The 12,768-nt window shown below is 56.8% G+C and carries 18 protein-coding genes; 15 read left to right on the top strand and 3 right to left on the bottom strand.

Annotation, left to right across the window (positions count from 1 at the left end; translation table 11 throughout):
• The first annotated feature begins 8 nt into the window (after positions 1 to 8).
• The 15 genes from rpsH (at position 9) to IG168_RS19970 (ending at position 8,577) form a co-directional block, all read left to right on the top strand.
• Entirely contained in the window at positions 9 to 401 is a 393-nt protein-coding gene (rpsH, locus tag IG168_RS20040) for a 30S ribosomal protein S8 (RefSeq protein WP_193166388.1), read from the top strand.
• 12 nt (positions 402 to 413) lie between these two features.
• A complete protein-coding gene (rplF, locus tag IG168_RS20035) occupies positions 414 to 947 on the top strand; it encodes a 50S ribosomal protein L6 (RefSeq protein ID WP_193166387.1) in 534 nt (177 codons plus the stop codon).
• Between the two features lie 13 nt (positions 948 to 960).
• Positions 961 to 1,311 (top strand): 50S ribosomal protein L18, encoded by a 351-nt coding sequence (gene rplR / locus IG168_RS20030; RefSeq protein ID WP_193166386.1) that lies wholly within the window; start codon positions 961 to 963, stop codon positions 1,309 to 1,311.
• Positions 1,312 to 1,321: 10 nt separating this feature from the next.
• Entirely contained in the window at positions 1,322 to 1,828 is a 507-nt protein-coding gene (gene rpsE, locus IG168_RS20025) for a 30S ribosomal protein S5 (RefSeq protein WP_193166385.1), read from the top strand.
• Between the two features lie 38 nt (positions 1,829 to 1,866).
• Positions 1,867 to 2,052, top strand: coding sequence for a 50S ribosomal protein L30 (gene rpmD, locus IG168_RS20020; protein ID WP_193166384.1), 186 nt, complete (start codon positions 1,867 to 1,869; stop codon positions 2,050 to 2,052).
• Between the two features lies 1 nt (position 2,053).
• Positions 2,054 to 2,488: a 50S ribosomal protein L15 gene (gene rplO, locus IG168_RS20015; RefSeq protein ID WP_193166383.1), complete on the top strand. Its 435-nt coding sequence runs from the start codon at positions 2,054 to 2,056 to the stop codon at positions 2,486 to 2,488.
• A gap of 11 nt (positions 2,489 to 2,499) precedes the next feature.
• Entirely contained in the window at positions 2,500 to 3,846 is a 1,347-nt protein-coding gene (gene secY / locus IG168_RS20010) for a preprotein translocase subunit SecY (protein ID WP_193166382.1), read from the top strand.
• Between the two features lie 41 nt (positions 3,847 to 3,887).
• Positions 3,888 to 4,004 (top strand): 50S ribosomal protein L36, encoded by a 117-nt coding sequence (gene rpmJ / locus IG168_RS20005; protein ID WP_010133825.1) that lies wholly within the window; start codon positions 3,888 to 3,890, stop codon positions 4,002 to 4,004.
• Between the two features lie 402 nt (positions 4,005 to 4,406).
• Positions 4,407 to 4,763: a 30S ribosomal protein S13 gene (gene rpsM, locus IG168_RS20000; protein ID WP_193166381.1), complete on the top strand. Its 357-nt coding sequence runs from the start codon at positions 4,407 to 4,409 to the stop codon at positions 4,761 to 4,763.
• A gap of 76 nt (positions 4,764 to 4,839) precedes the next feature.
• The gene (gene rpsK / locus IG168_RS19995) at positions 4,840 to 5,229 is read left to right on the top strand and encodes a 30S ribosomal protein S11 (protein ID WP_193166380.1); all 390 of its coding nucleotides are present in this window, start codon (positions 4,840 to 4,842) and stop codon (positions 5,227 to 5,229) included.
• Positions 5,230 to 5,244: 15 nt separating this feature from the next.
• A complete protein-coding gene (rpsD, locus tag IG168_RS19990) occupies positions 5,245 to 5,865 on the top strand; it encodes a 30S ribosomal protein S4 (RefSeq protein ID WP_193166379.1) in 621 nt (206 codons plus the stop codon).
• Positions 5,866 to 5,893: 28 nt separating this feature from the next.
• A complete protein-coding gene (locus tag IG168_RS19985) occupies positions 5,894 to 6,898 on the top strand; it encodes a DNA-directed RNA polymerase subunit alpha (RefSeq protein WP_193166378.1) in 1,005 nt (334 codons plus the stop codon).
• Positions 6,899 to 7,023: 125 nt separating this feature from the next.
• Positions 7,024 to 7,416 (top strand): 50S ribosomal protein L17, encoded by a 393-nt coding sequence (gene rplQ, locus IG168_RS19980; RefSeq protein WP_193166377.1) that lies wholly within the window; start codon positions 7,024 to 7,026, stop codon positions 7,414 to 7,416.
• Positions 7,417 to 7,490: 74 nt separating this feature from the next.
• Positions 7,491 to 7,739 carry a YeaC family protein gene (locus IG168_RS19975; protein WP_193166376.1) on the top strand — a complete coding sequence of 83 codons (249 nt, stop codon included), beginning with the start codon at positions 7,491 to 7,493 and terminating at the stop codon, positions 7,737 to 7,739.
• A 175-nt stretch (positions 7,740 to 7,914) separates the two neighbouring features.
• Positions 7,915 to 8,577 (top strand): hypothetical protein, encoded by a 663-nt coding sequence (locus tag IG168_RS19970; protein ID WP_193166375.1) that lies wholly within the window; start codon positions 7,915 to 7,917, stop codon positions 8,575 to 8,577.
• A 46-nt stretch (positions 8,578 to 8,623) separates the two neighbouring features.
• Here IG168_RS19970 and IG168_RS19965 read toward each other — a convergent pair whose 3' ends face one another.
• From IG168_RS19965 to IG168_RS19955, 3 genes are all read right to left on the bottom strand, one after another.
• Positions 8,624 to 10,078, bottom strand: a complete 1,455-nt coding sequence (locus IG168_RS19965) for a pectin acetylesterase-family hydrolase (RefSeq protein WP_193166374.1) — start codon at positions 10,076 to 10,078, stop codon at positions 8,624 to 8,626.
• Between the two features lie 447 nt (positions 10,079 to 10,525).
• Positions 10,526 to 11,311 carry a DUF4397 domain-containing protein gene (locus tag IG168_RS19960; protein WP_193166373.1) on the bottom strand — a complete coding sequence of 262 codons (786 nt, stop codon included), beginning with the start codon at positions 11,309 to 11,311 and terminating at the stop codon, positions 10,526 to 10,528.
• 5 nt (positions 11,312 to 11,316) lie between these two features.
• Positions 11,317 to 12,570 carry an APC family permease gene (locus IG168_RS19955; RefSeq protein ID WP_193166372.1) on the bottom strand — a complete coding sequence of 418 codons (1,254 nt, stop codon included), beginning with the start codon at positions 12,568 to 12,570 and terminating at the stop codon, positions 11,317 to 11,319.
• Between the last annotated feature and the right edge of the window lie 198 nt (positions 12,571 to 12,768).

The raw sequence follows: 12,768 nt of genomic DNA, 5'->3' as shown, positions 1-12,768 counted from the left end.
CGTAACAAATGAGTATGCAAGATCCGTTGGCAGATATGCTGACTCGCATCCGCAACGCCCTGGGGCGCGGAAAAGCGGAAGTCACTCTGCCTTCATCCAAACTGAAAGTAGCTGTAGCCAAGGTCCTGAAAGACGAAGGTTACGTTATTGATTACGCCGTAAGTGAAGACGCCAAGCCGGAGCTGACCATTTCCCTGAAGTACTTCCAGGGCAAACCGGTCATCGCCGAACTGGCTCGCGTATCCCGTCCGGGTCTGCGCGCTTACACTGGTAAGAAAGCTCTGCCGACCGTACGCGGTGGTCTGGGTATCGCGATCGTTTCCACCTCTCAGGGTGTGATGACTGATCGCGCTGCGCGTCAGGCCGGTGTCGGTGGCGAAGTGCTCTGCACCGTATTCTAAGCGGGGGTTAGTATGTCTCGAGTAGCAAATGATCCAGTTAGTATCCCCGCCGGCGTAACTGTTGACCTGAAGGGTCAGGACATCGCCGTTAAGGGTGGCAATGGCAACCTCAGCATGGTTATCCACGGCGACGTGGAAGTAGCCGAAGCTGAAGGCAAGTTGACTTTCGTAGCCCGCAATGGTTCCAAGCAGGCAAAAGCCCTGTCTGGCACCACTCGCGCTCTGGTCAACAACATGGTTGTTGGCGTGAGCCAGGGTTTCGAGAAGAAACTGCAGCTGTTGGGTGTTGGTTACCGCGCGAAAGCGTCCGGTAAGACCGTAAACCTGACTCTGGGCTTCTCCCACCCGATCGATTATCAGTTGCCGGAGGGCGTAACCGCCGAAACCCCGAGCCAAACTGAAATCGTACTGAAGAGCAGCAACAAACAGCTGCTGGGCCAAGTGGCCGCCGAGATCCGCGCATTCCGTCCGCCGGAGCCCTACAAAGGTAAGGGTGTCCGTTACGCCGACGAGCGCGTGTATCGCAAAGAGGCCAAGAAGAAGTAGGTAGGGCATAGAAATGAACGTTAAGAAGCAATCTCGCTTGCGTCGTGCACGTCGTGCCCGCGCCAAGATCCGCGAGCTGGGCGCTGTTCGCCTGACCGTGAACCGCACGCCGCGTCACATTTACGCACAGATCCTGTCTGCCGAAGGCAACAAGGTACTGGCTTCCGCCTCTACCCTGGACAAGGACCTGCGCGCAGGTAAAACCGGTAACGTCGACGCCGCTACTGCGGTTGGCACCCTCATCGCCGAGCGCGCCAAGGCTGCCGGCGTTGAACAAGTTGCCTTCGATCGCAGCGGTTTCAAATACCACGGCCGCATCAAGGCTCTGGCTGACGCTGCCCGCGAAGCCGGTCTGAAATTCTAAGGGTTGAGTTATGGCTAGAGAGAAAGACAAAAGCAACGACGAAGGCCTGCAGGAGAAGCTGGTCCAGGTCAATCGCGTTGCCAAGACTGTTAAAGGCGGTCGTATCTTCGCCTTTACCGCACTGACTGTAGTGGGCGACGGCAATGGCCGCGTCGGCTTCGGCCGCGGCAAGGCTCGCGAAGTACCGGTTGCCATCCAAAAGGCAATGGAAGCTGCGCGTCGCAACATGATCCAGGTAGATCTGAACGGTGACACCATTCAGTACGCTACCAACGGTCGCCACGGCGGTTCCAAGGTTTACATGCAGCCCGCTTCCCAGGGTACCGGCGTAATCGCCGGCGGTGCGATGCGCTCCGTCCTGGAAATGGCTGGCGTACACAACGTACTGGCTAAGTGCTACGGCTCCACCAACCCGGTGAACGTCGTTCGCGCTACCTTCAGTGCGCTGGCTAGCATGTCCAGCCCGGAAGATGTTGCTGCGAAACGCGGTAAGTCAGTTGAAGAAATCCTGAACTGATAGCGGTTCGGACACAAGGTTATTAGTGGGTTAAGACCATGGCTAAGAAGACCATTAAAGTGACCCAGATCAAAAGCATCGCCGGACGCCTGAAAAATCATCAGGCGTGCGTTGCCGGTCTGGGCCTGCGTCGCATCGGTCACACTGTCGAAGTGGAAGACACTCCTTCAGTGCGCGGCATGATCAACAAAGTGAACTATCTGGTTAAGGTAGAGGGGGAATAACATGCGTTTGAACGAGTTGTCTCCCGCAGAGGGTCACAAGCACAGCGCCAAGCGCGTTGGTCGCGGTATTGGTAGCGGTCTGGGTAAAACCGGCGGCCGCGGCCACAAGGGCCAGAAGTCCCGTTCCGGCGGTTCTGTGCGTCCGGGTTTCGAAGGCGGTCAGATGCCGCTGCAGAAGCGCCTGCCGAAGTACGGTTTCACTGCACGCGTTACCCGCTACACCGCGGAAGTGCGTCTGGCGGAGCTGGCGAAGGTCGACGCTGACGTGATCGATTTGGCAGCGCTGAAGAATGCCGATATCATCGGCAGCCACATTAAACGCGCCAAAGTATTCCTGTCCGGTGAGCTGACCAAAGCGGTTAACGTTAAAGGTCTGGGTGTCACCAAGGGTGCGAAGGCGGCCATCGAAGCCGCTGGCGGTAAAGTAGAAGACTAATCGAGGCCCCAATGGCACGACCAGGATCCGGTGGTAATTCCCTGGGCAACAGCAAGGGATTAGGCGAGCTTTGGGCTCGCCTTCGTTTTCTGTTCCTCGCGATCATTGTTTATCGCGTAGGTACACACATTCCGGTGCCCGGTATTGACCCGGAAAAGCTGTCGAACCTGTTTAATCAGAACCAGGGCACGATCCTGGGTCTGTTTAACATGTTCTCCGGCGGTGCCTTGCAGCGTATGAGTATTCTCGCGCTGGGCATCATGCCGTACATCTCCGCGTCCATCATCATGCAGTTGATGAGCGCGGTGACGCCCTCTCTGGAAGCGTTGAAGAAAGAGGGGGACGCCGGTCGGCGCAAGATCAACCAGTACACCCGTTATCTGACGGTAGTATTGGCCCTGATCCAGGGTATCGGCATGACCTTCGGTCTCGCCGGTCAAAACCTGGCCTATTCGGCGGAACCGGCATTCGGGTTCTATTTCGTGGCAGTGATCTCGCTGGTTACCGGTGCGGTCTTCATGATGTGGCTGGGTGAGCAGATCACTGAGCGCGGTGTCGGTAACGGCATCTCCATGCTGATCTTCTCCGGTATCGTCGCGGGTCTGCCCAGTGCCATCGGTCAGGCTTTTGAACAGGCGCGTCAGGGCGAGCTGCATGTTCTGCTGCTGCTGGCGATCGGTTTTGTAGCGATTGCTGTGGTGTATTTCGTGGTTGTAATGGAACGCGGCCAGCGCCGTATCACCATCAACCACGCGCGTCGCCAGGCGGGTCGCTACTCCGCAGCCCCGGCCGCACAGTCGAGCCACCTGCCGTTGAAGGTCAATATGGCAGGCGTGATTCCGGTTATCTTCGCCAGCAGTATCCTGCTGTTCCCGGCCACACTGGCTCAGTGGTTTGGTCAGGGTGGCGAGGGCCTCGGTTCGCAGATCCTCCAGTGGATGGCGCTGCAACTGGGTCCGGGACAGCCGCTGAACATCATCCTGTTCGCGCTGTTGATCGGTTTCTTCTGTTTCTTCTATACGGCGTTGATGTTCAACCCGAACGAAGTGGCAGATAACCTGAAAAAATCCGGCGCCTACGTGCCCGGTATCCGTCCCGGTGAGCAGACGGCACGCTATATCGACAGCGTGTTGACTCGCCTCACCCTGGTCGGCGCCGTGTACATCGCGTTGGTGTCCTTGCTGCCGCAGTTCTTGGTAGTGGGATTGAACGTACCCTTCTATCTGGGTGGTACTTCACTGCTGATCGTTGTGGTCGTAGTGATGGACTTCATGGCGCAGGTGCAGTCGCATTTGCTGTCGCATCAGTACGAAGGTTTGATGAAAAAGGCGAACCTGCAAAGCTATGGTCGCCGCTGATTGCGGCCCGGGCAGCAAGTTGAGTGAATTGAGGTAAGGTCATGAAAGTACGCGCTTCTGTAAAAAAGATCTGCCGTAACTGCAAAATCGTGCGCCGCAAGGGCGTTCTGCGGGTAATCTGCAGCGCCGAGCCGCGTCACAAGCAGCGGCAGGGCTGAATCGCGGCTGTGCAGCTCCGCTGCACGCGCGAATTGGCGACCGGCCATGGATGGCCGGGATGACGTCCACACCAGGAAGGGGATTCGCGACGTCATTTGTAAGAACATGCCGGTGAATGCGGCCCCCGCATTGATCGGCGAAGCCACCGGCCCTCCCGGGCTAGTGGTTGAGACCGAAGAGTCAATACTGGTCGGTTTCAATTGGGGGCGCTGACTGTCGTCCACATCCTCTCTCATTGGGTTGGGGGAGGCGTGGGCTATTGCAATTTAGTGTCTGAAAGGCTATTCTTGCGCGCCTTTTTGGTGGCGCAGGCCGTTTTTTAGTCGCTGTCAGCGCCGAATTCAAAGCTGAGTCACATTCATTTGATGATGAGTGGCTCCCAATACGTGGAGTATGCCTCTATGGCACGTATTGCTGGTGTCAATGTACCAGACCACAAGCACGCCGTGATCTCCCTGACCCACATCTTCGGGGTCGGACGCACGACGGCAAAATCAATTTTGGCAGCGACTGGTATCGCTGAATCCACCAAAATCCGCGACCTGTCTGAAGAGCAGATCGAATCCATCCGCGGTGAAGTTGCAAAACTGACCGTAGAAGGTGATCTGCGTCGTGAAGTGTCCATGAACATCAAACGTCTGATGGATCTGGGTTGCTTCCGCGGTCTGCGCCATCGTCGCAGCCTGCCGCTGCGCGGCCAGCGCACCAAGACAAACGCTCGCACCCGTAAGGGTCCGCGTAAGCCGATTCGCAAGTAAGACGCGATATCGCGGTTTAACAAGCCCCTCTCTTCTTACCGGGTGGGGGATTTGATACAGGATTTAGGATACAGGTATGGCTAAGCCAAAAACTACTGTTCGCAAAAAGGTCAAAAAGACCGTTGTCGACGGTATTGCCCACGTCCACGCATCGTTCAACAATACGATCGTAACGATCACTGATCGTCAGGGTAATACCCTCAGCTGGGCCACTGCAGGTGGTTCCGGTTTCCGCGGCTCTCGTAAGAGCACGCCGTTTGCAGCCCAGGTTGCCGCTGAGCGCGCAGGTACTGCCGCCCAGGAATACGGCCTGAAAAACCTTGATGTCGAAGTTAAGGGCCCCGGCCCGGGTCGCGAATCTGCTGTTCGCGCTCTGAACAACTGCGGCTACAAGATCACCAATATCACCGACGTGACGCCAATCCCGCATAATGGTTGTCGTCCGCCCAAGAAACGTCGCGTGTAAGAGGGGGCTGACAAAATGGCACGTTATATTGGACCAAAATGTAAACTTTCCCGTCGGGAAGGTACCGATCTGCAGCTGAAAAGTGGCGTTCGCCCGCACGACTCCAAATGTCGCGCGGAATCCAAGCCCGGTCAGCACGGCGCCGGCCGCGGCCGTCTGTCTGACTACGGCGTACAGCTGCGTGAAAAACAGAAAGTTCGTCGTATCTACGGCGTACTGGAAAAGCAGTTCCGCAACTACTATAAGGAAGCGGCGCGCCTGAAAGGTGCAACAGGTGAAAACCTGCTGCAGCTGCTGGAAAAACGTCTGGACAATGTGGTTTACCGCATGGGCTTTGGTTCTACCCGTTCCGAAGCGCGTCAGCTGGTGTCCCACAAGGCGATTCTGGTAAACGGCAGCACTGTGAACATCCCGTCTTACCAAGTGAAAGAAGGCGATGTTATTTCTATACGCGAGAAAGCCAAGAAGCAGATGCGTATCCAGAATTCCGTTTCCCTCTCCGCCCAGCGTGGCGATGTCGAGTGGGTAGATGTCAACGCGAGCAAGCTGGAAGGCACTTTCAAGCGCGTTCCTGATCGCGTCGATCTGCCGGCAGAGATCAACGAAAACCTTATCGTGGAACTCTACTCCAAGTAAGGGATACAAACTGTAAACAGGTATGGCTATGCAGACTGCTGTCAACGAGTTTTTGACACCTCGTCGTATTGACGTCACCGAGTACAACCCGAACCACGCTAAAGTGGTTCTGGAGCCCCTGGAGCGTGGTTTCGGCCACACTCTGGGCAACGCACTGCGTCGCATCCTGCTGTCCTCCATGCCGGGCTGCGCCGTCACCGAAGTGGAAATCGACGGTGTCGAACACGAGTACAGTGCGATTGAGGGGGTGCAGGAAGATGTAATCGAAATCCTGCTCAACCTGAAAGAAATCGCCGTCGTGATGCACGGCAAGGATCAGGCCGTATTGAGCCTGAGCAAGAAGGGCCCGGGTGCTGTGACCGCTGGAGATATCCAGGTTGATCACGATATCGAGATCGTCAATCCCGATCACGTGATTGCCAATATCACCGGCGATGTGGAACTCAGCCTGCGTCTGACCGTCGCGCGCGGCCGTGGCTACCAGCCCGCCGATGCCCGTCGTGAGGACGAGGAAGAGACCCGTGCAATCGGCCGTCTGCAGCTGGACGCTTCCTACAGCCCGGTGCGCCGCGTTTCCTACAGCGTAGAGTCTGCGCGTGTAGAGCAGCGTACTGACCTGGACAAGCTGGTTCTGGACCTGGAGACCAATGGTACTCTGGATCCGGAAGAGGCGATTCGCCGTGCCGCGACTATCCTGCAGCAACAGCTGGCGGTATTCGTGGACCTGGAAGGCGAGAAGGACACCCAGCCGAAGGCTGAGGAGCCGGAAGTTGACCCGGTGCTGCTGCGCCCGGTAGACGATCTGGAGTTGACCGTACGCTCGGCCAACTGTCTGAAAGCAGAAAACATCTACTACATCGGTGATCTGATCCAGCGCACCGAAGTAGAGCTGCTGAAGACCCCGAACCTGGGTAAGAAGTCTCTGACCGAGATCAAGGACGTCCTGGCTTCCCGCGGTCTGTCCCTGGGTATGCGCCTCGAGAACTGGCCCCCGGCCAGCCTCAAAGGCGACAGCAAGCTGAGCCCCCTGTAAGCATTTGGTAGGCGCGACTCCGGTCGCGCGTAAAAGAAAGAACCCGAGCGGTGCCACGACATCTGGCGAGACACCGCTCCAGCACGACTTGCTGAGACAGCAATAAGGTCGTAAGGAATTGAGTCATGCGTCATCGCTATAGTGGCCGTAAATTCAGCCGTACCAGCGCTCACCGCAAGGCCATGTTCAAGAACATGACCGCTTCTCTGGTAGAGCACGAACTGATCAAAACCACACTGCCGAAGGCCAAGGAGCTGCGTCGCGTTGCCGAGCCGCTGATTACCCTGGCCAAGAAGGACAGTGTTGCCAACCGCCGTCTGGCTTTCGCCCGTATCCGCGACAAGGATGCAGTGCGCAAGCTGTTCGACGAACTGGGTCCGCGTTACGAAGCGCGTCCGGGCGGTTACATCCGTATCCTGAAGTGCGGCTTCCGTGCCGGCGATAAGGCCCCGATGGCCTACGTCGAGCTGGTAGACCGTCCGGTTGCGGACGAAGCGGCAGAAGCCGCCGAGGCGTAAGCACCGGCGTCCCGTACAAAAAAGCCGGTCTTACGACCGGCTTTTTTGTATCTGAACTACGAGGTATCGCTACCGTGTCTTTCGAGCAGTTGTTGAATAATCTCAATCCGCAAATCATCGCGAGCCTGAAGCGCGCCATTGAGCTGGGTAAATGGCCCAACGGTGTCAGCCTGACTCCGGAACAGCGTCAGCTGTGCGGCGAAGCAGTCGCGAACTGGGAGAATCAGCATGTTCCCGCTGAGTCCCGCGTGGGCTACGTGCCGCCGAAGAAGACCCCCTGCGCGGACAAGGGTGATGAGGAGCAGAAGCTCAACTGGGTATGATGCCCTTACATCAGTCCTCCCCAAGTAACTCCTTCCCGTAAGCTCAGCTAATCGGCACATTCCAGTGCCACCGCCGGCACCGGCGCATCAATCGACGCCTGTCTGACCTGCCGTATTTCCGCGTCACACACCCTGTGGTTAACTGGGCGTGAGCGCACAAATGCGGAACTAAATAATGTTAAAGAAACTTCGCGGAGCTGCCTGGATTGTGGTGCCGGCGCTCCTGTATGGCGGCATCCATATGCTGGGGGACTGGTGGAGCCGCGCGCCGGTGTTTGCTGATTCTTCAACCCTTGAAAGATCGGCCGCGCACCTCACCACGGAAATGGGGGCGGTCCAGGAAGCCTTGCCAGAAGGTGAGCTGCCTGAAGGGATGTCCGAAGAGGCGCTGGCTGCCTTGCTGGACAACCCGCGGGTACAGACCTATTTCGACCGCGAGCGGGAGAAGCAGGCGCTGGCAGATTATTTCAGCGGAGGTAATTCCGGACTTTCAGACGAGCAGGTCTGGCAGCTTATCGAGGGCATCGAGGGCGAGGGGCGGATACTCGCCTATGAGGCGCTGGCGCTCAAGCTCGAGTGGCTCGAGCGCAACAGTGATAGTCAGGCAGAGTTCGAGCAGGCTTCACAGGCGCTGGTTGAGGAATACCGCAGTCGCTCGCTGCAGAGCGCCCAGGCATACGATCCCTATGAGCAGGTGCCGGGCTTTGCTGCATACAAGGCCGAAGAGCAGCGCATCGTTGCCGAAGTGCAGAAGATGGATGCATTTCCGCAGGGCACGACTCGACAGGAGTATTTGCGGCAGCGCTTGCGGGAAGCGCGAGAGCGTCTGCTCCAATAACGCGGATTGCTGAAATGCGCGATCGGCAACCCGCGTCAGTGGTAAATTACAGCAGCCCGCCCACCAGATCGTAGAACCAGTTGTGATTGTTTTCGAAATCGGAAACCTGGTCGCTTTCATAGGCGCGGATCATTGCGCCGCCTTGGTAATTGACGATGTTATCGAGGAAGTCCCTGAGTACCAGACCGTGCTCGGCGATTTCCCCATATTCCAGATCGAGAATCGTCGTGCAGTGGCTCTCGTTGAAATCCCGGTACATCGGGAAGTAATAGCCCCAGTTGGCCGTCTGTTGCAGCTCAGGGATCAGGTTGGTAAAGGTGTCCTGCTGCCACTTCTGGCGCAATTTATTCAGTCGCGAATCCGCATCGGGATCATTATAGATATCCTCGTGAAAGCGTTCGTAGGAATAGGACGAGAAGTTACCATCGGCGAGGAAGTGCGTAACACCCAGCCGGTCGCCGGGGAATTTGTTCGACAGGGCGACGTAGAGAGAGGCGAGTTCGTTATTATCAAATCCCGGAGTGATTTGGGCGAGCATATTGATCGGGTTTACCGCATCCGGGTCGTCGTCGGGAGTGAAAGTCGTCCAGGAATCCAGCACCTCGTGATGTAGTGGCAGGGACGGGTAGGTGTCCTTGTCGGTGCTATCCAGTGGCGCGCGGTACAGCGGGCCCGAGTCGTCGATCAGGTAGCCGTAGTCGACATTCATATCCTGGCGCAGTTTCGAGTAATTCAGCAGTGCGCCGATACTGCCGGCACTGCACCCCGCCGCGACCATCTGCTTGGGTTTCTGCAGATTGTTCTTTACCCACGAGACCACCGCCTGCACGTTGCGTAGCCCGTTGTGGTGCCAGATCAGGTCCGGGTTCTGCCCGGTCGGGTCGGTGTAGACTTCCGTTTTGTCACCGACATAAATATCACCAGTGCAGTAGGGCACATAGACAAGATTCCACTCGCCGGTTTTAAACTGGTTGTAGGGATGATGGGTGTAGATCAGCGGCGACACTGCCGCGGTGGCCAGGTTGGAAGAGTTCTCGAAATCGAGCAGGTTGATGTTCTGTACATAGTCATCCGGAATGCCGTTCGGGTTGCGTGCACCGCGTATCCCGGCCTGCCCGGAGCAGCTTGCATAATCCCAGCAGGCGCCGCCGCCTTCGAAGTAGAAAATGGTGTTGCTGGTATCCGGCACGCGGTTGACGAAAAACTTGTAGGGTGAGCCATTTCCACACATGGCACCACTGCTCACGGGTACATCGACTTTCTGCCAGTTGTCGTAGTCCGCCGGATCGAAATTATCGTCGAAGCCGGGGTCGTCCATGGTCAGCGGGTACATGCCCTCGGTCTGCGCTTCGGTGACTTTCGCATTGGCTTTGTCGGGCGAAGCCAGGTTGACCAGCGTGGCCCAGAAACTGTAATCACCGGGTTCTGCGTACAGGTTGCTACTGAAGATTGCGGAACTGGCGACGAGCGCCAGCGATGTGGTGCGGAGCGTTCTTATCATTTTTAATCCCCTTGGATTAATCAGAGTATTTTCTCTCTGGACTGCGCCAAACCAGCGACGCCAAGCCGTACCGCAGGGGACAACGATACAAAACTTCCACCCTCTATCGACCGCGAGATTTGGACGCGTGTCCGATTCGCCTACTGGGTAAAACGCTCCGAGCGTAGTGAAGAAATTCCATCCGGTCTAGACAAATACGCACCAAAACCGGGTGGTCATCATAGACGTACCAGTCGTACAGTGAAAAAGATAATTGAATCACAGAATCGGGGAGATCGACGGGACAGATGCGACTGACCTCGGTATCCATTGGCAGATACTCGAATCTCATGGGCGGCAAGCTCGCGAAACTGAACGCGGATGTCTAGTACGCCGCGTACCCGTATTGGATGGAGGGGCATGGTCGCTTTGCCGCGCCTGCGGGTTCCTTTCTGCTGATCTCCTCGCTTAAGGGGAATTTTCAGTGACGCCTCTCACTACCACGGGCGATGTAAGGTAGTGTCCTTTACGGGGGATGATGAAAAAGCTGTTTAGCGCCCGTTCGCGGATAGTCACCGTTTGCTCGCTGAATTTGAGTGGTGAGCCGCTGAAAGACAGTTCTAGCTCCAGATCGCCCGTGGACACGGGCTGCGAGGGACTCCCGTGAAAATACTCGAGCGTCGAAGAAAGTTCATTCTTGCTTTCGTTCATCAGTTTTCCATGGAGACATGTGGTGCCTGGCATCAAGTTGATGATGCGGAATTGGCCCGTCTCTTTCTCCTCCACGAAAAAATCGTTGATAAGCAACATTTGTGGCAGGTAGCCATTGGATGTTCGCGCGATGCTACCTTCTACGAAGGTGTGCAACTTCTTGTTCAAAGTTTCCTTATTTAGTTCTGGTGCACCGCTCGCGATACCGGCAATGATCAGTGTATAGGCCTCCCCGCTGCCCAGGCCAAAAGTTTTTTCCAGAATGTCGTGGTCCCCAGCGGCCACCCGCATCCGGTAGCGGCCCGGCTTTAGTGCCTGGTAATCGGATAGTTTGCCGTAGCTGAGAGTGGCATTCTTCTGCTGCTCTGAGTCCCTGTAGAGAGCGATTTTTACCTGATCGGTTTCCCAAAGGAAGTTGCCCAGACGGAGTCGCGCGGGTTTTTGCTGGCCGGACTGGCCACAGGATGCCAGCGCGACAGTAACTGTGATGGCGAGAAGCAGCAGGCCGGCGCTGGCCGGTTTGGTTCCTCCGGTATAGACCATTTTATCTAGCTCCCGGTATGTTTTAGCAACTGGGGACGTCCCAGTAGGATCAGCAGGATCACGAGGACCAGGGCCCCAAGCGGTACCGGTTTAGAGACGGCGAGTCGGAAAAGCAGTGACAAAGCGGTGGTAACGGCGATAAATATTCCCACGGTCGGAATCCACTTGATACTCTCGCGCTCCTTCAGGCATAGCCAGTTGACGATGCCGAAAGTAGTGACAAACACGAGACTTGCAGCCTCCACCAGTGAGCTCAGGGAACCGATTACGGCGAGCAGGCCCGCCAGTGCCCCCAGTAAAATAATCGAGCGGTCGGGTATGTTGTTACTGTTGGTGTGTCGGAACCACTCGGGTAGCTCATTTTCATCGGCGATACGCTTCGACAGCTGCGCGGTTGAAAACAGAGTAGAGTTTATTGCTGCCGCAGTGGCAAAGCAGGCGGCCACGGTAATCACTATGACTCCGACGGTACCGAAGGCTTTCTTGGCGGCGATGGAAAGGGCAATTTCCTTGAAATCCACCAGTGAGGTTGCGCCTCCAAGAAAGCTCGCCCCGAGGGTTACGATGATGTAGAGGAGCACCACGAAGCAGGTGGCACTGATAAGGACCGGCATGAAGTATTTCTGCGGATCCTTGATTTTGTCGTACTCATAGCTCAATAGCTGGAAGCCCTCATAGGCCATGAATATCGCCGCGCCCCCAAAAAGGCCCGACCACAGTGGCCGTGGCTCTATACCGGAAACCAGTTTAGTGGAGTCCCATTGCCCGAGGCCGTAAACCCCCAGCGCCAGCAACATCAGAAGATTCGCGGAGACAATAGTGATCTCCACCTTGGTCATTTTGCCCACCCCGGCCAGATTGAGGGCAATCAGCGCCGCGACGATACCGCCGGCCAGTAGCCGTATCATCAATGGGTTGCCGTGGAAGGCAAACGACAGGTAGTGGCCGAACACGAAAGCATAGACCGAAATAGTGAGTACGTAGCCCAGGATCAGTGTCCACGCCAGGCTGCCCGCCAGGCCCTGAGCCACGGTTCTCTCCAGAAAGGCAAAGGCTCCGCCACTTTCCGCGAACTTGTTCGACAGGAAAACGTAACTGTAGGTGGAGGTAATGGCGAGAATTCCGATGTAGGCAAACGCCAGCCAGCTCCACTGGGCAGAAACCGCGATGACAACCCCTAGTACGGTGTAGATCCCGCCGCCTACCATGCCGCCAGCGGCGAGGGCCCAGACCGCTACGGGGTTGAGCTTATTCGACATGTTTGTTGTGTGCTTTCATTGCGGAAGTAGTCGCCGTTTCCGCCGGCCCGACAATGCCTGGCGGGTAGTTCTCCATGCTGGCTTTGGCGGCGGTCGGGAACATCAGATTGCAGCCAAGGGTGATGCTGCCTGCAGTCTAGTTTGTCTGATCGGGCCTTCCAGAGGCTGGCGCCAAAGAATGCTCTGCTCTCGTGTGGT

Source organism: Microbulbifer hainanensis (genome assembly GCF_014904735.1).
GTDB lineage: Bacteria > Pseudomonadota > Gammaproteobacteria > Pseudomonadales > Cellvibrionaceae > Microbulbifer > Microbulbifer hainanensis.
The sequence above is the reverse complement of the archived record's forward strand: the minus strand, read 5'-3'. Positions and strand labels throughout refer to the sequence as shown.